Source organism: Achromobacter insuavis (assembly GCF_902859645.1).
Classification (GTDB): Bacteria; Pseudomonadota; Gammaproteobacteria; order Burkholderiales; family Burkholderiaceae_B; genus Achromobacter; species Achromobacter insuavis.
This window is the reverse complement of record NZ_CADIJR010000021.1, coordinates 1-22,872: the sequence shown is the minus strand read 5'-3', so window position 1 is coordinate 22,872 and position 22,872 is coordinate 1. Positions and strand designations below refer to the sequence as shown.

23 protein-coding genes and 1 other RNA gene are annotated in these 22,872 nt (G+C 65.6%); 15 read left to right on the top strand and 9 right to left on the bottom strand.

All coding sequences use genetic code 11. The annotated features are described in order from the left end of the window. Positions 1–2: 2 nt before the first annotated feature. Together ybgC and H0523_RS13200 are read right to left on the bottom strand one after the other, a co-directional pair. Complete coding sequence (ybgC, locus tag H0523_RS13205) at positions 3–425, bottom strand: tol-pal system-associated acyl-CoA thioesterase (RefSeq protein WP_054432692.1); 423 nt, start codon at positions 423–425, stop codon at positions 3–5. 57 nt (positions 426–482) lie between these two features. Then, the gene (locus H0523_RS13200; protein ID WP_054432691.1) at positions 483–2,213 is read right to left on the bottom strand and encodes a proline--tRNA ligase; all 1,731 of its coding nucleotides are present in this window, start codon (positions 2,211–2,213) and stop codon (positions 483–485) included. Between the two features lie 65 nt (positions 2,214–2,278). On the opposite strand from H0523_RS13200, the gene H0523_RS13195 reads away from it, so the two are divergent. From H0523_RS13195 to H0523_RS13170, 6 genes are all read left to right on the top strand, one after another. Continuing rightward, positions 2,279–2,851: an RNA pyrophosphohydrolase gene (locus H0523_RS13195; RefSeq protein ID WP_006392918.1), complete on the top strand. Its 573-nt coding sequence runs from the start codon at positions 2,279–2,281 to the stop codon at positions 2,849–2,851. Beyond that, complete coding sequence (locus H0523_RS13190) at positions 2,832–3,518, top strand: response regulator (protein WP_020925157.1); 687 nt, start codon at positions 2,832–2,834, stop codon at positions 3,516–3,518. The genes H0523_RS13195 and H0523_RS13190 overlap by 20 nt, the downstream gene beginning before the upstream one ends. A gap of 7 nt (positions 3,519–3,525) precedes the next feature. After that, positions 3,526–5,058 carry a sensor histidine kinase gene (locus H0523_RS13185; protein ID WP_231689811.1) on the top strand — a complete coding sequence of 511 codons (1,533 nt, stop codon included), beginning with the start codon at positions 3,526–3,528 and terminating at the stop codon, positions 5,056–5,058. 213 nt (positions 5,059–5,271) lie between these two features. Beyond that, positions 5,272–5,751: a tripartite tricarboxylate transporter TctB family protein gene (locus tag H0523_RS13180; protein WP_035359983.1), complete on the top strand. Its 480-nt coding sequence runs from the start codon at positions 5,272–5,274 to the stop codon at positions 5,749–5,751. 6 nt (positions 5,752–5,757) lie between these two features. Continuing rightward, a complete protein-coding gene (locus H0523_RS13175) occupies positions 5,758–7,281 on the top strand; it encodes a tripartite tricarboxylate transporter permease (RefSeq protein ID WP_054432689.1) in 1,524 nt (507 codons plus the stop codon). A gap of 113 nt (positions 7,282–7,394) precedes the next feature. After that, positions 7,395–8,324, top strand: coding sequence for a 2-hydroxyacid dehydrogenase (locus tag H0523_RS13170; RefSeq protein ID WP_054432688.1), 930 nt, complete (start codon positions 7,395–7,397; stop codon positions 8,322–8,324). Here H0523_RS13170 and H0523_RS13165 read toward each other — a convergent pair. Then, positions 8,318–9,259: a LysR family transcriptional regulator gene (locus H0523_RS13165; protein WP_054432687.1), complete on the bottom strand. Its 942-nt coding sequence runs from the start codon at positions 9,257–9,259 to the stop codon at positions 8,318–8,320. The two genes, H0523_RS13170 and H0523_RS13165, sit on opposite strands and share 7 nt — an antisense overlap. A gap of 124 nt (positions 9,260–9,383) precedes the next feature. Here H0523_RS13165 and H0523_RS13160 point away from each other — a divergent pair, with 124 nt between their 5' ends. Continuing rightward, entirely contained in the window at positions 9,384–10,016 is a 633-nt protein-coding gene (locus H0523_RS13160; RefSeq protein WP_054432686.1) for an FMN-dependent NADH-azoreductase, read from the top strand. Positions 10,017–10,064: 48 nt separating this feature from the next. Here H0523_RS13160 and H0523_RS13155 read toward each other — a convergent pair whose 3' ends face one another. The 4 genes from H0523_RS13155 to H0523_RS13140 all read right to left on the bottom strand — a co-directional run bounded on the left by H0523_RS13155 (position 10,065) and on the right by H0523_RS13140 (position 14,815). Further along, positions 10,065–10,970, bottom strand: a complete 906-nt coding sequence (locus tag H0523_RS13155; protein ID WP_054432685.1) for an NAD(P)-dependent oxidoreductase — start codon at positions 10,968–10,970, stop codon at positions 10,065–10,067. A gap of 52 nt (positions 10,971–11,022) precedes the next feature. Further along, positions 11,023–12,627, bottom strand: a complete 1,605-nt coding sequence (locus H0523_RS13150) for a gamma-glutamyltransferase family protein (RefSeq protein ID WP_054432684.1) — start codon at positions 12,625–12,627, stop codon at positions 11,023–11,025. A gap of 204 nt (positions 12,628–12,831) precedes the next feature. After that, positions 12,832–14,337, bottom strand: a complete 1,506-nt coding sequence (locus H0523_RS13145) for a tripartite tricarboxylate transporter permease (RefSeq protein ID WP_054432683.1) — start codon at positions 14,335–14,337, stop codon at positions 12,832–12,834. Between the two features lie 13 nt (positions 14,338–14,350). Then, the gene (locus H0523_RS13140; RefSeq protein ID WP_054432682.1) at positions 14,351–14,815 is read right to left on the bottom strand and encodes a tripartite tricarboxylate transporter TctB family protein; all 465 of its coding nucleotides are present in this window, start codon (positions 14,813–14,815) and stop codon (positions 14,351–14,353) included. 400 nt (positions 14,816–15,215) lie between these two features. Between H0523_RS13140 and H0523_RS13135 the strand changes: the two genes are divergently transcribed. The 4 genes from H0523_RS13135 (at position 15,216) to H0523_RS13120 (ending at position 17,142) form a co-directional block, all read left to right on the top strand. Further along, on the top strand, positions 15,216–15,746 hold the full coding sequence (locus H0523_RS13135; protein WP_180180074.1) for a hypothetical protein: 531 nt from the start codon (positions 15,216–15,218) through the stop codon (positions 15,744–15,746). Then, on the top strand, positions 15,746–16,057 hold the full coding sequence (locus H0523_RS13130; RefSeq protein ID WP_006388757.1) for a cell division protein ZapA: 312 nt from the start codon (positions 15,746–15,748) through the stop codon (positions 16,055–16,057). Before H0523_RS13135 ends, H0523_RS13130 begins: the two co-directional genes overlap by 1 nt. Positions 16,058–16,101: 44 nt before the next feature. Then, positions 16,102–16,286, top strand: a non-coding RNA gene (gene ssrS, locus H0523_RS13125) — 6S RNA. Between the two features lie 82 nt (positions 16,287–16,368). Next, on the top strand, positions 16,369–17,142 hold the full coding sequence (locus H0523_RS13120) for an SIMPL domain-containing protein (RefSeq protein ID WP_054476652.1): 774 nt from the start codon (positions 16,369–16,371) through the stop codon (positions 17,140–17,142). Here the strand turns inward: H0523_RS13120 and lgt are convergent. Then, positions 17,117–17,905 (bottom strand): prolipoprotein diacylglyceryl transferase, encoded by a 789-nt coding sequence (gene lgt / locus H0523_RS13115; protein ID WP_054432680.1) that lies wholly within the window; start codon positions 17,903–17,905, stop codon positions 17,117–17,119. The two genes, H0523_RS13120 and lgt, sit on opposite strands and share 26 nt — an antisense overlap. Positions 17,906–18,085: 180 nt before the next feature. Between lgt and ilvD the strand changes: the two genes are divergently transcribed. The 3 genes from ilvD to msrA are packed head-to-tail and all read left to right on the top strand — an operon-like array spanning position 18,086 to position 20,683. Then, entirely contained in the window at positions 18,086–19,771 is a 1,686-nt protein-coding gene (gene ilvD, locus H0523_RS13110) for a dihydroxy-acid dehydratase (protein WP_054432679.1), read from the top strand. Then, a complete protein-coding gene (locus tag H0523_RS13105) occupies positions 19,755–20,090 on the top strand; it encodes a c-type cytochrome (protein WP_054432678.1) in 336 nt (111 codons plus the stop codon). Before ilvD ends, H0523_RS13105 begins: the two co-directional genes overlap by 17 nt. 38 nt (positions 20,091–20,128) lie before the next feature. Further along, positions 20,129–20,683: a peptide-methionine (S)-S-oxide reductase MsrA gene (msrA, locus tag H0523_RS13100; protein ID WP_054432677.1), complete on the top strand. Its 555-nt coding sequence runs from the start codon at positions 20,129–20,131 to the stop codon at positions 20,681–20,683. An 84-nt stretch (positions 20,684–20,767) separates the two neighbouring features. On the opposite strand, the gene hppD is transcribed toward msrA, so the two are convergent. Next, positions 20,768–21,880 (bottom strand): 4-hydroxyphenylpyruvate dioxygenase, encoded by a 1,113-nt coding sequence (gene hppD, locus H0523_RS13095; protein WP_054432676.1) that lies wholly within the window; start codon positions 21,878–21,880, stop codon positions 20,768–20,770. A 156-nt stretch (positions 21,881–22,036) separates the two neighbouring features. Here hppD and H0523_RS13090 point away from each other — a divergent pair, with 156 nt between their 5' ends. Further along, positions 22,037–22,513, top strand: a complete 477-nt coding sequence (locus H0523_RS13090; protein WP_006392938.1) for an Lrp/AsnC family transcriptional regulator — start codon at positions 22,037–22,039, stop codon at positions 22,511–22,513. Positions 22,514–22,872 lie beyond the last annotated feature (359 nt).

Genomic DNA, 22,872 nt, shown 5'->3' with positions numbered 1-22,872 from the left:
GGTTATTCCTGAATTGATTCCAGTTTGGCGCGGACGTCGGCCGGCAGTTCCACCGGCCGCATGTTGACGGCATCGACGCAGCAGACTTGGATATTGCCTTCGGCAAGCAGTTCCCCGTCTCGTTCTGCGCGCTGCGCGAAGTGTATCGAAGCGCGGCCCAGTCGTGTGACCCGGCTGCGTATGGTAAGCAAATCGTCCAGTCTGGCCGGCTTGCGGTAGGACATGTCCAGCGAGCGGACAACGAACAGGCGCTGCTCGCTGGCGGCCAGGCCGGATTGGTTGACTCCCAGGTCGCGCAGCCACTCGGTGCGGGCGCGTTCCAGGAATTTCAGGTAGTTGGCGTAGAAAACCACCCCGCCCGCGTCCGTGTCTTCATAGTAGACGCGGACCTGCAGGCGGGATTCGGCGGACTTCGGATCGGTCACGATGCGGGCTTCGATGATGCGGGTCGGGACGCGAAAAGTCCGTGGTTACTTTAGGGTTTACAGCGTGTCGAGTTTCGTCAGCACGGCTTCAAGCGCGGACTCTACCGGAATCTTGGCCGCTTCGGTTTCCCGACGGGCCTGCAATTCCACCACACCGTCGTTCAGGCCGCGTTCTCCAACTGTTACACGGAGCGGCGCGCCGATCAATTCCCACTCGGCAAACATCACGCCGGGGCGGGCATCGCGGTCGTCCAGGATGACGTCCACGCCGCGCGCCAGCAGCGATTCGTACAGCTTCAGGGAGGTGTTACGCACGGTTTCGCTTTTGCCCCAGCCGACCGGGCAGATCACCACTTCGAACGGCGCCAGGGCGCGCGGCCAGATGATGCCGCGGGCGTCGTGGTTCTGTTCGATGGCGGCGCCGACGATGCGGGTCACGCCGATGCCGTAGCAGCCCATTTCCAGCACGGCCGGCTTGCCGGTCTCGTCCAGGAAGGTGGCCTTGAGGGCTTCCGAGTATTTTTTACCCAGGTAAAAAACGTGTCCCACTTCGATGCCGCGTTGGATCGACAGCGTGCCCTTGCCATCCGGCGACGGGTCGCCGGCGACCACGTTGCGCAGGTCGGCCACCAGCTCGGGCTCGGGCAGGTCACGGCCCCAGTTCACGCCCTGGATGTGGAAATCCTCGCGGTTGGCGCCGCAGACGAAGTCGGCCATGTTGGCCACGGTGCGGTCGGCGATGACGTGCACCGGGCGCACGGTGCGGACCGGGCCCAGGTAGCCCGGCTTGCAGCCGAAGTGCTCGACGATCTCGGTCTCGGTGGCGAAGCGGAAGCCCGCCAGGCCCGGCAGCTTGGCGGCCTTGATTTCGTTGAGTTCGTGGTCGCCGCGCAGCAGCAGCAGCCAGATGTCGACCTTGCCCTTGTCGCCGTCGGTGGCCAGCACGATCGACTTGACTGTCTGCTCCAGCGGCAGGCCCAGCAGGCGGGCCACGTCCTCGCACTTGGCGGCGCCAGGGGTGGCCACGTCGGCCATCGCCTGGGTGGCCGCGCCGCGGGTGGGGTACAGGCCGGGGGCCTCGGCCAGCTCGATGTTGGCGGCGTACTCGGAGTCGGCGTTGTAGACCAGCAGGTCTTCGCCGGTGTCGGCGATCACCTGGAATTCATGGCTGCGGGTGCCGCCGATGGAGCCGGTATCGGCCGCCACCGCGCGGAATTCCAGGCCCAGGCGGCCGAAAATGCGCATGTACGCGGCGTACATGGTGTCGTAGCTCTTCTGGGCGCCGGCTTCGTCGCGGTCGAAGGAGTAGGCGTCCTTCATGGTGAATTCACGGCCGCGCATCAGGCCGAAGCGGGGACGGCGCTCGTCCCGGAACTTGGTCTGGATGTGATAGAAGTTGACCGGCAGCTGGCGGTAGCTGTGGATCTCGTTGCGGGCGATGTCGGTGATCACCTCTTCCGAGGTCGGCTGCAGCACGAAATCGCGCTGGTGCCGGTCCTTGATGCGCAGCAGTTCCGCGCCGTACTGTTCCCAGCGGCCGGATTCCATCCAGAGCTCGGCCGGCTGGACCACCGGCATCAGCAGTTCGATGGCGCCCGAGGCGTTCATTTCCTCGCGGATGATGGCCTCGACCTTGCGGATGACCTTGAGGCCGAGGGGCATGTAGGTGTAGATGCCGCCCGCCAGCTTGCGGATCATCCCGGCCCGGGTCATGAGCTGGTGGCTGGCGACTTCCGCTTCGGAGGGGGCTTCTTTGAGGGTGTTGATGTGGTAGTTGGATGCGCGCATGTTTAAAGGTGGCAGCAGATACGTATAATCGACTGTAATTGTATTGAATTCGGTGGGGGTGGCCCATGCTTGACCGCGAAGGCTACCGCCCCAATGTCGGCATCATTCTCGTCAATAGCAGAAACGAGGTCTTTTGGGGCAAGCGTATCAGGGAACATGCCTGGCAGTTCCCGCAGGGCGGCATCAAGTACGGCGAAAGCCCGGTGCAGGCCATGTATCGCGAGCTCCATGAAGAGGTGGGCCTGAAGCCCGAGCATGTCCGTATTTTGGGGCGTACACGCGATTGGTTACGTTATAACGTGCCCGATCACTTCGTCCGGCGTGAGTGGCGTGGCCACTATAAAGGACAAAAGCAGATTTGGTTCTTGTTGCGCCTGGTGGGACGTGACAGCGACGTTTGCCTGCGCGCGACGCAGCATCCGGAATTCGACGCCTGGCGCTGGAGCCAGTACTGGGTGCCGCTGGATGCCGTGATCGAGTTCAAGCGGGACGTCTATACCCAGGCGTTGAACGAGTTGTCGGCAATCCTCTTTCGGCGTCACCACGAAACCCGCTACCTGCGTCAGCGCGTGCATGGGCAGCGGGCGGCAGAGAACTTGCCCGAAGGAACGGACGGTCATGCGCATATTATTGGTTGAAGATGAACGGGACATGGCGTCCTGGCTGATGCGCGCGCTCGCGCAGAGCGGGTTCGTGCCGGATCACGCGGCCGACGCCCGCACGGCCGAAGCGTTCATGGCGGGCACCGAGTACGACGCCATCGTCATGGACCTGCGCCTGCCCGACAAGCATGGCCTGGTGGTGCTGCGCGAAATGCGCAACCGCGACGACCGCACCCCGGTGCTGCTGCTGACCGCCCAGGGCGCCTTGCAGGACCGCGTGCGCGGCCTGAACCTGGGCGCAGACGATTTCCTGACCAAGCCGTTCGCCCTCGAAGAACTGGAAGCGCGCCTGACTGCGCTGGTGCGCCGCAGCCGCGGCCGCCAGCACCCGCGCCTGCAATGCGGCTCGCTGTCCTACGACAGCGAAAGCCGCGCCTTCACGCTCGACGGCTCCCTGCTGTTCCTGACCCCGCGCGAGCACGCCGCCCTGGCCGCGCTGCTGACGCGCAGCGGCTATCCGGTGGACAAGTCGCAGCTGTTCGGCAAGGTCTTCACCCACGACAGCGAAGCCAACCCCGACGCCATCGAGGTGGTGCTGCACCGCCTGCGCAAGAAGCTGGCCGGCAGCGACGTGCGCATCGTGACCGTGCGCGGCCTGGGCTACATGCTGGAAAGCGTGGCCAGCGAAGCCGCCGACTCCTGACCCCCTCGTGAGCCTCCGGATCCCAGGGTTGCCGCGGGTCGGCATCCGCGCGCTGCTGATCATCCTGCTGCTGCCCGGCGTGGTGGCGCTGCTGGTCATCGACAGCCTGAACGACTACCGCACCCTGTCCGAGATCACCAACGAGGCCTACGACAGCGCCCTGGTCGAGCCCGCCCGCGTGCTCGAGAGCAGCCTGGAGTTCGCGCCCGACGGCTCGCTGCAAGTGGCCACGCCGCTGTACGCCCAGGTCATGCTGGAATCGCGCGCCGGGCTGCGCAAGTATTTCCGCATCGAGCAGATCGACCCGCCCCTGCCGGATGAGTCGCCGGTGCCGGCCGAGCAGGGCAAGACCCTGTTGGGGATGCCCGAACTGCCGCGGCCGCCCACCTGGCCGCGCTCCAATGGCCTGCCGGTGTTCTACGACGGGGTCTACCGCAACGACCCGGTGCGGGTGGTGTCGCTGGTGCGCGACCTGTATTACCAGGGCGCCCATCGCCAGGTGCTGGTGCTGGTGGCCGAAAGCACCGGCAAGCGCATCGAGGCCGAAGACAGCGCCCGCCGCCAGGAAATCCTGCGCGACGCCCGCATGCTGGCGCTGGTCGTGCTGCTGGTCTGGTGGGGCGTGTCCTGGGCCCTGAAGCCGCTGCGGCGGCTGCGCGCCGACATCCGCAACCGCCGGCCCGAGGACCTGACCCCGCTCGACGCCTCGCGCGTGCCGAGCGAAGTGGCGCCGCTGGTCGACGCCGTCAACCACCACATCGCCCGCTACCGCCGCGTGCTGGACGAGCAATCGCACTTTCTGGCCGACGCCTCGCACCAGCTGCGCACGCCGCTGGCCATCATGCTGACCCAGGCCCAGTACGCCCTGCGCGAGCGCGACCCGGCGCGCGCCCAGGAAGGCTTGCGCGCCATCGTCGCCCAGTTGGGCCGCACCCGCCGGCTGACCGAGCAGTTGCTGTCGCTGGCGCATGCCAACCAGGCCGACCAGGTGCCGCGCCAGTTGCTCGACCTGAACGCCGTCTCGCGCGAAGTGGTGTTGCAGTACCTGCCGCTGGCGCACGAGAAACAGCAGGACCTGGGCTGGGTGCAGGCCACCGGCGAGCAGGGCCAAGAGATCGACGTGCCGGTCTCCGGCAACGAGGCCGAACTGCACGAGGCCCTGTCCAACCTGGTGCACAACGCCATCCACTACGCGCCCGTGGGCGCCCGCATCACGGTCTCGGTCAGCCGGGCCGGCGATCGCGCCGAAGTCTCCGTCTCCGACAATGGCCCGGGGCTCGATCCCGACCTGCGCGCGCGCGCCTTCGCCCGTTTCGAGCGGGTCGGCACCGACAAGCCGGTCACGTCTTCCGGTTCCGGCCTGGGGCTGGCGATCGCGCGGGCCTACGCCCGCCGCAACGATGGCGACATCGAGCTGCGCGACGGCGAACCCAACGCGCAGGGCGGGGTGGGCCTGGCGTCCGTCGTGTGGCTGCCCCTGGCCACGACCGTGTCGCAGTACCCCCGACCCGCCGATGTCGCCTTCACCGGCGACCAGTAATCGCCAAAGCTTTCATTCTTTCTCCCTAGCCTTCATTGCGCAGCCCGCGAATTTCCATCAGGGATAACCCCTGGATTCAGGGACTCGACAGCGCATAGAAAGCGGATTAGCAGGTTCCTTCCTTAACCTGCGAACCGGCCTGTTGTTGAAAAGGCCGGGTGGCGCTCGTTCCGGGCGGCATCCCAGGGGCCCGCACGGCCCTGCTTCAGGAGGATGGAAGTGCAAAAAACAATTAATAGAAAGGACTATTACGGCGGCGCGCTGATGGTCCTTATCGGATTGGGGGCGATCTACGGTGGTACGGACTATCACATTGGAACGCTCAGCCACATGGGCCCCGGGTTCTTCCCCGCGGCATTGGGCGGCCTGCTCGCATTGACGGGGATCCTGATCGCCATCTCGGCGCGCTCCGGCGATGCCACGCCGCCGGCGCCGGGCGACGGCCACGCGCATGGCCTGCCGGACTTCCGTGGCAGCGCCTGCATCCTGCTGGGCACGCTCGCGTTCCTGCTGCTGGGCCACTATGGCGGCCTGCTGCCCGCGACCTTCGCCATTGTCTTCATCTCCGCCCTGGGTGACCGCAAGAACACGGTCAAGCAGGCGTTCGTGCTGTCGCTCGGCATGTCCGTGATCGCGGTGGTGGTTTTCTGGTGGGCGCTGCAACTGCAGCTGCCGCTGTTTCGCTGGGGTTGATACGCCATGATTTCTCAATCTTTGACCGACCTCTGGTACGGCTTCGGCGTCGCGTTCCAGCTCCACAACCTGATGTGGTCGTTCTTCGGCGTGCTGGTGGGCAACCTCATCGGCGTGTTGCCCGGCATGGGCGCGCTGTCGGCCATCTCGATCCTGCTGCCGCTGACCTACGTGATGCAGCCGGTGCCCGCCATCCTGATGCTGGCCGGCATCTTCTACGGCTCGCAGTACGGCGGCGCCATCGGCGCGATCCTGCTCAACCTGCCTTCGCATCCGCCGCACGCGGTGACATGTCTTGACGGGTACCCACTGACCAAACAGGGCAAGGGGGGGACGGCGCTCGGCATCACGATGATCTGCTCGTTCTTCGCGGCCTCGGTCGGCATCATCGTCATGATCTTCGCCTCGCCGCTGCTGGTCGAAGTCGCCTTCAAGTTCGGCCCGACCGAGATCTTCTCGATCATGCTGCTGGGCCTGCTGGCCGGCGCCACCATGTCGCGCGGTTCGCCGCTGAAAGGCGTGGCCATGACGCTGTTCGGCCTGATGTGCGGCGTGGTCGGCACCGACGTGAACACCGGCACCATCCGCTTCTCGTTCGGCCTGCTCGACCTGTCCGACGGCCTGGAACTGGTGGCGATCTCGATGGGCCTGTTCGGCGTGGCCGACTTCCTGATGAGCGTCAACCGCATGACCATCATCGGCAGCGGCGCCAAGCTGCGCCTGCGCGACATGCGTCCCAGCAAGCAGGAACTGAAGACGGCCTTCTGGCCCATGGTGCGCGGCACCGCCGTCGGCACGCTGTTCGGCGCCATGCCTGGCACCGGTCCGACCATCACCACCTTCGTGGCCTACGCGCTGGAACGCAAGATCTCCAAGACGCCCGAGAAGTTCGGCACCGGCATGATCGCCGGCGTGGCCTCGCCCGAAGCGTCGTCGCACTCCAAGACGCAGGTCGACTTCATTCCGACCATGAGCCTGGGCATCCCCGGCGACGCGGTGATGGCGCTGATCCTGGGCGCGCTGCTGATCCAGGGCATCCAGCCCGGCCCGCAGCTGATCACCGAGCATCCGGACATCTTCTGGGGCCTGATCGCCAGCTTCTGGGTCGGCAACGTGCTGCTGATGGTGCTCAACGTGCCGCTGATCGGCGTCTGGGTCAAGCTGCTGCAGGTGCCTTACCGCTACCTGTTCCCGTCGGCGTTGTTCTTCATCGCGGTGGGCGTGTTCAGCACCCAGAACAGCCTCTTCCAGATCTGGGAAGTGCTGGCCTTCGGTGTGATCGGCGCCATCCTGATGACGCTCGAATTCTCGGTCGCGCCGATCCTGCTCGGCTTCGTGCTGGGCCCCATGGTCGAAGAGAACTTCCGCCGCGCGCTGCTGTTGTCGCGCGGTGACCTGGCGGTGTTCGTGCAACGCCCGATCAGCGCCTGGTTCATCGGCGCCAGCGCGTTGCTGATCCTGCTGCAGGTGTGGGCCTTCCTGCGCCGCGGCAAGAACAAGAACAAGCCGCAGGTCACGCAGACGGCCTGATCTCCGCGCGCGTCACCCGCTCTGAAAACGGCCCGGCTTCATGCCGGGCCGTTTGATTTACGGCCCATCTTCCCCCATGCTTGCGGTTTCCCGAGCCCGTCCGGATTTCCGCCATGCACATCCTCTTTGCCTGCCCTCTGCACGACCCCGACGTCTGGGTCCCGCGCCTGGAAGCCGCCATGCCCGGCTGTCGCATTTCCGTCTGGAATCCCGATGGCCCGCCCTCCGGCGCCGAGGTCGCGCTGGTGTGGAAGCCGCCGGTGGAACTGTTCCAGCACGAGACCCGCATCGAGACGCTGTTCAACCTCGGCGCGGGCGTGGACGCCTTGCTCAAGATGAAAGAGATTCCGCCGCACGTGCGCATCGTCCGCCTGGAAGACGCCGGCATGTCGGTGCAGATGGCCGAGTACGCGCTCTACGCCTTGCTGCGCGTGTCGCGCGACTTCGAGGCGTTCGACCAGTCGCAGGCGCGCCAGCACTGGGACACGCGCGAAGGCACGCGCCAGGCCGACTGGCCGGTGGGCGTGCTGGGCCTGGGGCAGGTCGGCGCGCGCGTGGCGCAGACGCTGGCCGAGTTCGGTTATCCGGTGGCGGGCTGGTCGCGCACCCCGCGCGAGATTACCGGTGTCGAGTCGTTCTCCGGCCAGGAGGCCCTGCCAGCCTTCCTGGCGCGCACCCGGTTCCTGGTGAACGTGCTGCCGCTGACGCCCGACACCCGCGGCATCCTCAACCGCGACACGCTCGGCCAGTTGCTGCCCGAGGCGCATCTGGTCAACGTCGGCCGCGGCGAACACCTGGTCGAGGAAGACCTGGTGCAGATGCTCGAAGAAGGCGAGATCGCCGGCGCCACGCTGGATGTCTTCCATACCGAGCCGCTGCCGCAGGATCATCCGTTCTGGCGTGATCCGCGCGTGCACGTCACGCCGCACATCGCCGCCCGCACCCTGCGCGACGAGAGCATCGCGCAGATCGCCGCCAAGGTCGCCCAGCTGATGCGCGGCGAGCCGATCACCGGCGTGGTCGAGCGCTCGCGCGGCTATTGAGCGACGGGCGCGGCGGCGCCTTGCTTTTCCAGCCGCTGATAGGTGGGAGGCAGGCGCTCCGACAGGAAGTCGAGCAGCGTGCGCACGGCCGGCATCATGCCGCGGCGCGACGGGTAGATGCAGTGGACGATGCCTTCGGGCGATTGCCACTGCGGCAGCACCGGCACCAGCTGGCCGCGGCGCAGTTCCTCCTGGGTCGCGATCGATGGCAGCAGCGCGATGCCGCGGCCGCGCACGGCGGCCTCCACCAGCACGATGAAGTCATTGCAAGACAGCTGCGGCTTCAGCTCGATATGCACTTCCTCGCCCTTGTCGTTGCGCAGCGGCCAGCGCACCTCGTTCTGTGGATCGCTGAAACTCAGCGTGGTGTGCGAGGCCAGGTCCTGCGGGGTGTCGGGCGCGCCGTGACGCTGCAGGTAGCCGGGGCTGGCCACCAGCGTGCCGCGTGCCGTGCCCAGGTGGCGCACCACCAGTTCGGCATCGGTATCCAGCTTGGTCCGCACGCGCAGGGCCAGGTCCACGCCCTCGCGGATCAGGTCGACCCGGCGGTTGGTCACCAGCAACTGCACCGAGATCGCCGGCCAGGCGTCCAGGAATTCCGGCAGCAGCGGCGCCAGCACGTCCTGCGCGATCGATACCGGGCAACTGACCACCACCGGCCCGGCGGGCTGGGACTGCAACTGGCGCATGGCGTCGTCGGCCGCGCGGGCCGAGGCGGCCATTTCGCGGCAATAGTGCAGGTAGCGCTCGCCGGCCGCCGTCAGCCGCAGGCGGCGGGTGGTGCGTTGCAGGAGCCGGACCCCCAGGCTTTCCTCCAGGTGCGAAATACGGCGCGACAGGCGCGATTTGGGGATATCCAGCGCGCGCGCGGCGGCGCTGAAGCCGCCTTGTTCGACGACTTGGGAAAAGTAATAGAGGTCGTTTAGGTCTTGCATGATTGTTCTATGTCTGGAACGAATAGTTCATCATACATGGGTTTATGTGAACAATTAAGCGATCTACAGTGACGTCATGCACTCAGGACACGCGCTTTTCGCGGTCCGCACTGGAGATCACGTTATGAAGACCCTTGTCATCCTGTCCTCGATTCTGGGCGAGCGTTCGCACAGCAAGCAACTGGCCGACCACCTGGTCGCCCGCGTCAAGCAGGCCGATCCGGCCGCCGTCGTCACCATTCGCGATATCGGCGCCCAGCCGCTGCCGTACTTCGACGGCGCGACCGCCGGCGCCCTGTTCACGCCGGCCGACGCCCGCAGCGTCGAGCAGCAGCGCATCGTCGAACGCAGCGATGCCCTGGTGGCCGAGTTGATGCAGGCCGACCGTATCGTGTTCGCCGTGCCGGTCTACAACTTCAACCTGCCGGCGCAGTTCAAGACCTATCTGGATCATGTCGCCCGCGCCGGCGTCACGTTCCGTTATACGCCGGAAGGCGTGCCCGAGGGTCTGGTGAAGGGTAAGCAGGTGTTCGTGCTGACGGCGCGCGGCGGCAAGGCCGAAGGCACGCCCGCCGACACGATGACGCCGTATCTGCGCCAGATGCTGGCGTTCCTGGGCATGAACGAAGTGACCTTCATCGCCGCCGAAGGCATGGCGATGGGCGAAGTCACCGCGCTCGAAGGCGTGTCGCTCGCGCGCCAGCGCATCGACGCGCTGGACCTGGGCCGGCCGCAAGCCGCGCTGCAGGCGGCCTGACGTAAAAAAGCGGACCCGAGGGTCCGCTTTTTTCTGGGTGGCGGCGCGTCAGTCGCGCAGCCGCTTGATCAGGCTGGACGTGTCCCAGCGGCCGCCGCCCAGCTTCTGCACGTCGCCGTAGAACTGGTCCACCAGCGCCGTCAGCGGCAGGCGGGCGCCATTGTGGCGCGCCTCGGCCAGCACCAGGCCCAGGTCCTTGCGCATCCAGTCGACCGCGAAGCCGAAGTCGAACTTGTCGTCGACCATGGTGCCGCCGCGGTTCTCCATCTGCCAGCTCTGCGCGGCCCCTTTGCTGATGACGTCCAGCACCAGCTTCATGTCCAGGTCGGCGGCCTGGCCGAACGCCACGGCTTCCGACAGGCCCTGCACGATGCCGGCGATACAGATCTGGTTGACCATCTTGGCCAGCTGGCCGGCTCCCGGCGGGCCCACACGCGTCACCGCGCGGCCGAATGCCTGCGCCACCGGCTTGATGGCGTCGAACACCGCCTGCTCGCCGCCGCACATGATGGTCAGCACGCCGTTGACGGCGCCCGCCTGGCCGCCGGATACCGGCGCGTCGATGAAGTTCAGGCCCAGGTCCTTGGCTTGCGCGTAGAGTTCGCGCGCCACGTCGGCCGATGCGGTGGTGTGGTCCACGAACACCGCGCCCGGCGCCATGCCGGCGAACGCGCCATCCGGCCCGAGGGTGACACTGCGCAGGTCATCGTCGTTGCCGACGCAGGCGAACACGATCTGGGCGCCCGCCACGGCCTCGCGCGGTGTCACCGCGCTGTGGCCGCCGAACTCGCTGGCCCAGGCCTGCGCCTTGGACGGCGTGCGGTTGTAGACGGTGACGTCGTGCCCGGCGCGGGCCAGGTGGCCGGCCATGGGCAGGCCCATCACGCCCAATCCGAGGAATGCGACTTTCTGGGCCACGACTGCGTCGTAGCTCTTGGTACCGATCGATGCCATGCAGGGGACTCCGCTGTGGAAAGGAAAACCTGAGGCAGTAACCTTAACGCAATCAAAAGCCGGCGGCGAGTCCGTCGCGGCGGCTGTCGCTGGCGCTGACGTAGCCATCGACAGCCGGGTCGCCCAGGCGCCAGATGAACTGGCCCGAGCCGAAGTCCATATAGGGGTCGTCGATGCCCTCGAGCACGTGGCCGCGCGCGCGCAGGCCCTGCGCCACCGCGGCGGGCACCGAGGCCTCCATGTCGATGGCCAGTCCCTGATTCCATTTCCAGCGCGGCGCGTCGCAGGCGGCCTGCGGCTGCTGGCCGTAGTCGAGCATGCGCACCAGCGTCTGCACCTGGCCCTGCGGCTGCATGTTGCCGCCCATCACGCCAAAGCTCATGACCGGCGCGCCGTCGCGCATCAGGAAGCCCGGGATGATGGTGTGGAAGGGGCGCTTGCCGCCCGCCACCACGTTGGGATGATCGGGCTGGGTGCTGAAACAGTGGCCGCGGTTCTGCAGGCTGACGCCGGTGCCCGGCACCACCACGCCCGAGCCGAAGCCCATGTAGTTGGACTGGATGAAGCTCACCATCATGCCGTTGCGGTCGGCGGCCGTCAGATAGACCGTGCCGCCCTGCGGCGCGTGGCCGCAGGCGAAGGCCTGGGCCACGTTGGGGTCGATCAGGCGAGCGCGCTCGGCAAGGTAGCCGGGGGCCAGCATCTGTTCGGGCGACAGGCGCATGTGGCGGCCGTCGGCGACATGCGCGTAGACGTCGGCGAAGGCCAGCTTCATGGCCTCGATCAGCAGGTGCTGGGTGTCCGGATGATCCACCGGCCGGGCCGCCAGATCGAAGTTCTGCAGGATGCCCAGCGCGATCAGGGCGGCGATGCCCTGGCCGTTGGGCGGGATCTGGTGCAGCGTGTGGCCGCGATAGGACTGGCTGATCGGCGTCACCCACTCCGGCGCGTAGTCGCGCAGGTCGGCCAGCGTCATGGCGGCCTCGTGGGCCTGCGCATGGGCGACCAGCTTGTGGGCCGTCTCGCCCTCGTAGAAGTCTCGGCCGCGGCTGGCGGCGATGCGCTTGAGCGTGGCCGCGGCGGCCTTCAGCACGAAATGCTCGCCGGTGTGCGGCGCCCGGCCGCGTGGCAGGAAGTGTTCGGCAAAGCCGGGTTGGGGCTGCAGCACGTCGGCCTGCGCCGCCCATTTCTGCTGCACCATGGGGCTGACGGCGAAGCCGCGCTCGGCATAGTCGATCGCGGGGGCCAGCACGTCGGCGAACGGCAGCTTGCCCAGTTTTTCATGCAGCGCCGCCCAGCCGGCCACGCAGCCCGGCACCGTGACGCTGTCCCAGCCGCGGGTCGGTATCGCGCCCTGGTGCCTGCGGCGGAAGTAGTCCAGGTTCCAGGCCGCCGGCGCCGGCCCCGAGGCGTTCAGGCCGTGCAGTTTCGAGCCGTCCCAGACGATGGCGAAGCAATCCGATCCCAGGCCGTTGCTGACCGGCTCGACCAGCGTCAGCGTGGCGGCCGCGGCGATCGCCGCGTCCACCGCATTGCCGCCGTTGGCCAGTATGCGCAGCCCCGCCTGCGCCGCCAGCGGCTGCGAGGTGGCGACGACGTTGCGGGCGAAGACCGGCGTGCGCGTGGTGGGATAGGGGTTGTTCCAGTCGAAGTTCATGTCGAATCATCGCGTGGGGGTAAACCCGTAGCTTAACGTAGATGCCACGGCCCTGGAGCACACCCTGTATTGAACAGTAGTGATTTGTTGCTTATGCCGGGCGGAGCGCGGCGAACCGCCATCGTGCGCCCAAAGAAAAACCCCCGGCGGGCCGGGGGTTCGGAAGGCGGAGAGCACCGCCGCCATCTGGCGGCGGGCAAAGCCTTATTCTTCCTCGACGAAGGTCTCTTCGCGCTTCTTGCGGATCGCCGGCAGGGCCACCAGGATCACCAGGAACACCGCCACGGCCAGCAGCGAGGCCGACAGCGGACGCGTCACGAAGGTGCTGAAGTCGCCGCGCGACAGCAGCAGGGCGCGACGGAAGTTCTCTTCCATCATGGGGCCGAGCACCAGGCCCAGCAGCAGCGGCGCGCCTTCGCACTTCAGCTTCGACCAGACATAGCCCACGATGCCAAACATGGCGGTCGTGAAGATGTCGAACGAGTTGTAGTTGAGCGAGTACACGCCGATGGTGCAGAACACCAGGATCGCCGGGAACAGGATGCGGTAGGGCACCTTGAGCAGCTTGACCCACAGGCCGATCAGCGGCAGGTTCAGCACCACCAGCATCAGGTTGCCGATCCACATCGAGGCGATCAGGCCCCAGAACAGCTCGGGGTGGCTCGTCATCACTTGCGGGCCGGGCTGGATGTTGTGGATCGTCATCGCGCCGACCATCAGCGCCATCACGGCGTTGCCCGGGATACCCAGGGTCAGCAGCGGGATGAACGAGGTCTGGGCGGCGGCGTTGTTGGCCGATTCCGGGCCTGCCAGGCCGGCCGGGTGGCCCTTGCCGAAGCGTTCCGGATTCTTCGAGATCTTCTTTTCTAGCGTGTACGACGCGAACGACGACAGCACCGCGCCACCGCCAGGCAGGATGCCCAGGGCGGAACCCAGGGCCGTGCCGCGGATGACCGCGGGGTACGATTCCTTGAATTCCTGCTTGTTCGGGTACAGCGAGCCGATCTTGTCGGTGATGTCGACGCGGTTTTCCTTCTGCTCGAGGTTGGTCATGATTTCGGCGAAGCCGAACACGCCCATGGCCACGATGGCGAAGTCGATGCCGTCCTGCAGTTCCGGCACGCCGAAGTCGAAGCGGGCCACGCCCGAGTTGACGTCGGTGCCGACCATGCCCAGCAGCAGACCCAGGATGATCATCGCGATCGCCTTGGGCAGCGAGCCCGAGGCCAGCACCACGGCGCCGACCAGGCCCAGGCACATCAGCGAGAAGTACTCGGCGGGGCCGAACTTGAAGGCGACTTCAGCCAGCGGGGGCGCGAAGGCGGCCAGCAGCAGCGTGGCCACGCAACCAGCGAAGAACGAACCCAGGGCGGCGATCGCCAGCGCGGCGCCAGCACGGCCGTTGCGGGCCATCTGGTGACCGTCCAGCACGGTCACCACCGCGGACGTTTCCCCTGGCAGCGCCACCAGGATGGCCGTGGTCGAGCCACCGTACTGTGCGCCGTAATAGATACCGGCCAGCATGATCAGGCCGGCCACCGGGGGCAGCACGTACGTGATCGGCAGCAGCATCGCGATGGTCGGGACCGGGCCGATACCCGGCAGCACGCCGATCAGCGTACCCAGGACGCAGCCCAGCAGCGCGTACAACAGGTTCTCGGGCGTGAACGCCACCGAGAAACCCAACATCAGGTTGTCAAACAATTCCATGACCGGTTGCTCCTCAGTTCATGCCCAGAAACGACGGCCACAGCGGGAAAATCAGCCCCAGCCCCTTGACGAATGCCAGATACGAGAACACCACCAGGAAGATGCCGTTGGCGACGGCGACCTTGAGGCTGAACTCGTGGCTGGCCAGGCTGCTGATCACAACCAGAATGAACACCGAGATATAGATGCCCAGCAGTTTCAGGACCAGGCCGTAGATGACCACGGATCCGACCACCAGCAGGACGATGCGCCAGTCGAACTTGTCGACGTGGGTTTCCTGGGCCTTCTTCGACATCGAGCCAAGCAGCACGATGGCACCCAGCAATGCGAGAACGATGCCCAGCCAGAAAGGAAAATACCCGGGGCCCATCCGGGCGGCAGTACCCATTTGGTAGCTGCTGGCTTGCCAGGCGAATCCCAGTCCAAGGGCGATGAACATCACCCCCGACCAGAAGTCCTGTCGATTGCGTAGCTGCATGATTGGTTGGCTCCTGTTTACAGCATGTAGATAAAAAAGAGGCTTGTGGTCTGCCGCGCTGGCGAGAAAGCCAGATGACAGGCACAAAAAAGGCACGTCGCGGTGCCCGGTGTTCTTCTGAAAGCTTCAGCGCGGCTTCTTGAAAGGGCGAATGGTAATGGACGCCCGCGACGATGCAAACCCTGTAAGCTAGGTGAAAGCCTGGGGTTTTCCCTAGAATTGGGGAACTCCCGATCCCCAGATGTAACGGGGCGGGCAGATTGATGGTTGTTTGAAAGCTAAGTGAAAGTTTATAGAAAGAAATGCGAAAGCAGGTCCGCTTGACCTGCCGCTTGCCGGGCGCGAGGGACTTTTCTAGTTGTGCCTGATCGGGTATGTTGCCCGCCGCCGGCAATGCCGCCTGCATTTCCTACTGAATATTGCCGTGTTTCTCACCTTGCGTGAAGCGGCCCGATTCCCCCCTGGATGGTTTACGATAGCGCCCATGCTGCAAGACCTAGACCAACTCGCCGCCCGCATCGGGCAACTGGTGCAACGCACCCGGCAACTTCATGCCGAGCGTGACGCATTGCGTATGCGCCTGAACGAAACCGAAGCCGAGCAGCGCGTGCTCAAGCAGCGCGCCGCCGAGCGCGATGCCGACATCGCCACGCTGCAAGGCAAGCTGCAAGACAACGACGGCGCCGTCACCGCGATGCTGGAGCAGGCGCAGAAGGCCGAAGTGGCCCTGCGCGAACAGCTCGCTCGCGAAACCGCCGAGCGCCAGTCGCTCGAAGCGCGTTTCACGGCACGGGAAACCGAGATGCAGGGCACCCTGCAAAGCCGCGACACCGAACTACAGCGCCTGCGCGTGGCCGCCGCCGCGGCGCGCGAGCGCATCGACGCCGTCCTGGCCCGTCTGCCGGGTGCGCCGTCCGGAGAGCAACACTGATGGAACGCGTAGATGTAACGATCCTCGGGCGCGACTACTCGCTGGCCTGCTCGGCCGAGGAAAAGCCCACGCTGCTGGCCGCCGTGCGCCACGTCGACCAGCTCATGCTGCGCATCCAGGGCACCGGCAAGGTCTCTAGCAACGAGCGCATCGCCGTCATGGCCGCGCTGCAGGTGGCTGGCGAACTGCTCGCCATGAAAGCGCCGGATGGTCCGCTGGGCGGTTTGGCGGTCGGCGACTTCAAGCGTAGAATCGAGGACATGAACGCAGTCCTCGACGACGCCCTGTCAGGGCAAGAAAAGCTGCTCTGACGTTCATCAGCGGTTTTCACCAAGGTTTTTTCAGTATTTTCAGTTTGTCCCTGCCGTGTCCGTGACCTGGCCATACATTCTCTGAACCTATGTCTTATGGCATATTGGTTGCGGGAGTGCAGAGCTGGAGTGATTGTCTCTCGTAGACGAACCCGACGCTCTTCGGAACGCGACCACCTTGAACCTCAGGGTTCGAGATGCCGGCCTTGACGGCACAGGCGGGGCATCTATCCCAGCGGACCTGCCATGAGCGCAGGTCCGCGCCGGGCGCTTCCCCCCCCCCCCATCGTCCTCCCTCATAGGACCAGTCCATGTTGAAATCCCCCGTTTTTTCGCTGACCAAACTTGGCGCGGCGTGCGCGGCCGTGGCCGCTCTGTCGATGGCGCAGCCCGTCTTCGCTCAGGCGCCGGCGACGCCGGCCCCCGCCGCGGCGGAATCCGCCGCCAACCGGTCGCCGGAACTGACCCTGCAGGCCACCGCTTCTTCCGAGGTCAAGCAGGACACGGTGCGCATTTCGCTGTCGGCCGAGACCGAAGCGGCGGACCAGCCCACCGCCGGCAAGAAGCTGACCGAGATGCTGGACGACGTGGCCAAGCGCGCGCGTGACACCAAGGGTGTCGATGTGCGCACGGGCAGCTTCAATGTCTGGCCCAATTCCACCAGCAGCAGCAAGGGCAAGACCAGCACCACCTGGCGCGGCCAGGGCGAGATCATTCTCGAATCGAAGGATTTTGCGGCGGCCGCCGCGCTGGCGTCGAAGCTGTCCGACAAGACCGCCATTTCCAACATCAGCTTCTCGCTGTCGCGCGAAGTGCGCGAGGCCGAGGAACGCAAGCTGCTCAAGGAAGCCGCGCAGGCCTTCAAGGACCGCGCGCTGGCCGCGGCCAACGCCTTCGGCTTTTCGGGCTATCGCCTGAGCAAGCTCGAACTGGGCGGCGCCGGCGGCGTCACGCCGATGCCGCGCATGATGGGCGCCATGGCCAAGGACGCCTCCGGCGGCGCCGGCTACAGCGCGGACGTCCCCCTGGAAGCGGGAGACGTCACGGTCAGCATTTCGGTCAACGGGACGATCGTTTTGCAGTAAGCGCGAACATGATGGCGCCCAGGGCGACCATCGGCAGGGACAGCCACTGTCCCATGCTCAACCCGCCCGCGAGCAGGCCCAGGAAGTTGTCCGGCTCGCGGGTGAATTCCACCAGGAAACGGAACGTTCCGTAGCCCATCAGGAATACCGCGCTCACCTGGCCCAGGGGGCGCGGCTTGCTCGAGAACCACCACATCAGCGCGAACAGCACGATGCCCTCCAGGCCCAGCTCATAGAGTTGGGAAGGATGGCGCGGAACGCCGTCGCCGCTGCTCGGGAAGATCATCGCCCACGGCACATCGGTCGGGCGGCCCCACAGTTCGCCGTTGATGAAGTTGCCCAGGCGGCCGAAACCCAGTCCCAGCGGAATCAGCGGCGCGATGAAGTCGCTGACGGCGAAGAAAGGCAGGCGCTTCTTGCGGGCGAACAGCAGCATCACCAGGATCACGCCGATCAGGCCGCCGTGAAACGACATGCCGCCTTCCCACAGGTAGGCCACTTCCAGCGGATGCGCCAGGTAATAGCTGGGCTTGTAGAACAGCACGTAGCCCAGCCGTCCGCCGAGCACCACCCCCAGCACGCTGTAGAAGATCAGGTCTTCCAGGTCGCGCACGTTCAGGGACGTGGTGTGGCCGCTGGTGATGCGGCGCCGGCCCAGCACGTACACCAGGGCGAAGCCCGCCAGATACATCAGCCCGTACCAATGGATGGCCAAGGGCCCGATCTGCAGGGCAATGGGGTCGAATTTTGGATATTGCAGCATGTTCCGCCCGACACAATGAAGTTGAATGATAATAACCGGCGAGCCCTGCGGTAGATCGACATGCAAGCGCTTCGCCCCTGCGTGCCGGTGTATCCCGAGATTCGCCCGCGAGCGAACTGGCACCCTCCCGGGCGCGGCCGCCATGTCCGCGTCCTGACGGCCGACAGGAGACAACAGACCATGTCGCACAACGAACGTTCCCGCCACATCACGCACGGCGTCGCCCGCGCGCCCAATCGCGCCATGTATTACGCGCTGGGCTACCAGGAAGCCGATTTCGAGAATCCCATGATCGGCGTGGCCAACGGCCATTCGACCATCACGCCGTGCAACAGCGGCCTGCAGCGCCTGGCCGATGCCGCCATCGAAGCCATCCGCGGCGCCAAGGCCAATCCGCAGGTGTTCGGCACGCCCACCATTTCCGATGGCATGTCCATGGGCACCGAGGGCATGAAGTACTCCCTGGTGTCGCGCGAAGTCATCGCCGACTGTATCGAGACCGCCGCGCAGGGCCAGTGGATGGACGGCGTGGTGGTCATCGGGGGCTGCGACAAGAACATGCCGGGCGGCATGATCGCCCTGGCGCGCATGAACGTGCCGGGCATCTACGTCTACGGCGGCACCATCAAGCCGGGCCGCTACAAGGGCAAGGACCTGACCATCGTCTCGGTGTTCGAGGCAGTCGGCGAATACACCATGGGCCGCATGGAAGAGGCCGACTTCAAGCAGATCGAGAAGTGCGCCATTCCCGGCTCGGGTTCCTGTGGCGGCATGTACACCGCCAACACCATGAGCTCGGCCTTCGAGGCCATGGGCATGAGCCTGCCGTACTCCAGCACCATGGCCAACGAGGATGACGAGAAAGTCGTCTCGGCGGCCGAATCCGCCCGGGTATTGGTCGAAGCCGTCCGCCGCGGCCTGCGCCCGCGCGACATCATCACCCGCGAATCCATCGAGAACGCCGTATCCGTCATCATGGCGACGGGCGGCTCGACCAACGCAGTGCTGCATTTCCTGGCCATCGCCCATGCCGCCGAAGTGCCCTGGACCATCGACGACTTCGAACGCATCCGCCAGCGCGTGCCGGTGCTCTGTGACCTCAAGCCGTCCGGCAAGTACGTGGCGACCGACCTGCATCGCGCCGGCGGCATCCCGCAGGTCATGAAGCTGCTGCTCAACGCCGGGCTGCTGCATGGCGATTGCATCACCATCACCGGTCAGACGATCGCACAATCGTTGGCCGACGTGCCCGATACGCCGCGCGCCGACCAGGACGTCATCATGCCGCTGGACCGCGCCCTCTATCCCCAGGGCCATCTGGCGATCCTCAAGGGCAATCTGTCGCCCGAGGGCTGCGTGGCCAAGATCACCGGCCTGAAGAACCCCGTGATCACCGGCCCGGCGCGGGTCTTCGATTCCGAGGATGACGCCATGACCGCCATCATGGCGCGCCGGATCCGCGACGGCGACGTGGTGGTGATCCGCTACGAAGGCCCCAAGGGCGGACCCGGCATGCGTGAAATGCTGGCGCCGACCTCGGCCCTGGTCGGGCAGGGGCTGGGCGAAACCGTGGGCCTCATCACCGATGGCCGCTTCTCCGGCGGCACCTGGGGCATGGTGGTCGGCCACGTCGCGCCCGAGGCCTTCGTGGGTGGGCCCATCGCGCTGATCCGGGAGGGAGATTCGGTTACCATCGATGCCCACCAGCTGCTGTTGCAGCTCAATATCAGCGACGAAGAGATGGCGGCTCGTCGCCAGGCCTGGGTCCAGCCCAAGCCGCGTTATACACGCGGTGTGCTTGCCAAGTTCGGCAAGCTCGCCAGCACCGCGAGCCGTGGGGCGGTAACCGATGCATTTGATACGTAGTCTGTTGGCGGTCGCCGCCGGCCTGCTGGCCGCCGGCGCGGCCCAGGGGCAAACCACTGGCCTGGATCTGGCCAAGAGCAAGGCCTGCATGGCCTGTCACCAGGTCGACGTCAAGCGCGTCGGACCGCCGCTGTCCAGCGTGGCCGAGCGCTACGCCGGCCAGGGCGACGTCATGGTGGACTACCTGGCGGGCAAGATCCGCGGGGGCGGCCGCGGCGCCTGGGGCGCCGTGCCGATGCCCGCGCAGACCCATGTCAGTCCGGAAGACGCCCGCCTGTTGGCCGAATGGATCCTGACGCTGGCGCCGGCCAAGAAGTAGTCGTATCGTCTCTGGAAAGTTTCAGCAAAGGAATCGTCATGGCAGAACAACCCTCCCCGGGCAATGAGGTCGCCGTTCTCGGCGGCGGCTGTTTCTGGTGCGTCGAGGCGGTCTTCACCGACCTGCGCGGCGTCAAGAGCGTGCTGCCCGGCTACAGCGGCGGACACGTCGACAACCCCAGCTACGAACAGGTCTGCGGCAAGGACACCGGCCACATCGAAGTGGCTCGCGTCGAATTCGATCCGGCCGAACTGTCCTACAGCGACCTGCTGCGCGTGTTCTTCGCCACCCACGACCCGACCACTCCGGGCCGCCAGGGCAACGACATCGGCCCGCAGTACGAGTCGGCCATCTTCTGGCAGAACGACACCCAGCGCGAGCAGGCCGAAGCCGTCATCGCCGAAGTCGAGGCGCAGAAAGTCTACGACGCGCCCATCGTGACCAAGCTGTTGGCGCCCGCGCGGTTCTGGCAGGCCGAGGACTACCATCGCGATTATTTCGCGCTGCATCCCGAGCAGGGCTATTGCCAGTTCGTGATCGCGCCCAAGGTCGCCAAGTTCCGCAAGCAGTTCCAGGATCGCCTGAAGAAGTAAGGCAGGCGAAAAAAAACCTCGCGCAAGGCGAGGTTTCAAGGCCAGCGCCGGGCACATGGGTACCGGCGCTGGAGGGGGAAGCGGTCAGTCGACGGCTTTCACCACGCCGCGGCGCATCTGGTCCAGTTCGATGGACTCGAACAGCGCCTTGAAATTGCCTTCGCCGAAACCGTCGTTGCCCTTGCGCTGGATGATCTCGAAGAAGATCGGGCCGATCTGGTTCTCGGTGAAGATCTGCAGCAGCAGGCCGCCGTCGGGGGCGCCGTCCAGCAGGATGCGGTTCTTCTGCAGGCGCGGCACGTCCTCGCCGTGGTTGGGCAGGCGGCGGTCCAGCAGTTCGTAGTAGGTTTCCGGAGTATCCAGGAACACCACGCCGTTGGCGCGCAGCGCCTCGATCGTGCCGTAGATGTCCTCGGTGGCCATGGCGATGTGCTGGATGCCCTCGCCGCGGTACAGGTCCAGGTATTCCTGGATCTGGCCCTTCTCCTCGGTGCCTTCCTCGTTGATGGGAATGCGGATGTTGCCGCAAGGCGAGGTCATGGCCTTGGACTTCACGCCCGTCACCTTGCCCTCGATGTCGAAGTAGCGCACCTCGCGGAAGTTGAACAGGCGCTCGTAGAACTCCGACCACTCGGCCATGCGGCCTTTGTGCACGTTGTGCGTCAGGTGGTCCACCAGCGTCAGCCCGGCGCCGCGGTGGTTCAGGTCGGCCTGCGCGTTCTGCGGATCCACCGGCACGAAGTCGACGTCATAGATGCTGATGTCGCCGATGCCGCCGTGGCCTTCCTTGCCCGTCCAGCGGTCCACCAGATAGATCAGCGAATCGCCGATGCCCTTGATGGCGGGGATGTTCAGTTCCATCGGGCCGCTGTGCGAGTCGAAACCCCACGCGCCCAGTTCCAGCGCGCGCTTGTACGCGGCGGCCGCGTCCTGCACGCGAAAGCCGATCGCACAGATCGACGGGCCGTGCAGGCGGGCGAAGCGCTGCGCGAAGGAATCGGGTTCGGCGTTGATCAGGAAATTCACGCCGCCCTGGCGGTACAGCGTCACGTCCTTGTGGCGATGCTTGGCGATTGCCTTGAAGCCCAGCAGTTCGAACACCTTGCGCAGCGCGGCGGGGTCCGGCGCGGCATATTCGATGAATTCGAACCCGGCGGTGCCCATCGGGTTGTCCCAGGGTTGGAAAGCGCTGCTCATGAGTCTGCTCCCTTGAGTCGTTGTAGAGGCGACTTGTCGTTCAAGTCTAGGATGAAGATTGTAGGGAGGAAAGGCAGGCAGACAATTGCAAACATGTCGCGGAAGCGGCAAGGTTGAGCAATAATATTGCCCAAGATAAAAAATATGGGGCTGAAAATGTCTGACATAGAGCTGGATAGGACAGATATAAGGATTCTGGCCGAATTGCAGCGCGACGGCCGCCTGAGCAACCAGGAGTTGGCCGACCGCGTTTCCCTGTCGCCCAGCCCCTGCCTGCGCCGGGTGCGGCGGCTGGAAGAGAAGGGCTTCATCAAGAAATACGTGGCGCTGATCGACGCCGAGAAAGTCGGGCTGGGCCTGCTGGCCTACGTCAACATCCGCCTGAACAAGCACAGCGGCTCCAGCCATGCGCCCATGAGCGACTTTGCCCGCGATGTCCAGCTCTGGCCCGAGGTGGTCGAGTGCTACGCCATGTCCGGCGACATGGACTACCTGCTGCGCATCCAGGTCGCCGACCTGGCGCATTTCTCCAAATTCGCCATGGACACGCTCATGCGCCATCCCGCGGTGGTCGACATGCGGTCCTTCTTCGCGCTCCAGCAGATCAAGGAAACGACGGAGCTGCGGCTGTAGGCGTGGAATGCGTCCCCGTGCCTATCCGGCCTTCTATATATAGAGGGTTGTCCATATGGAGACTGGCGGGCGTCGCGGTGCAGTGGAGGTTCCCCTCATGGCGCCCTATATATATAGGGCGTCATGGGGGAGACGGCAGGCAAGATGCCACCGGAGCAGGATGGAGCGAAAACAGTGACGCCTCTCTATATATAGTGCAGGCAGCACGGAACCGATGACTTTCCCATGGCAAATGCGGGGTGCGTCCCCGGAAATCATCATCTTTCTGCAAAATGAGTGTCATGCTGGCGTGACAAGCGAAAATTCTGTGCTATAGTCTCGCTCCTTCGCAGTTCAAGCAGTTTTGAGCAGCGAGGCCA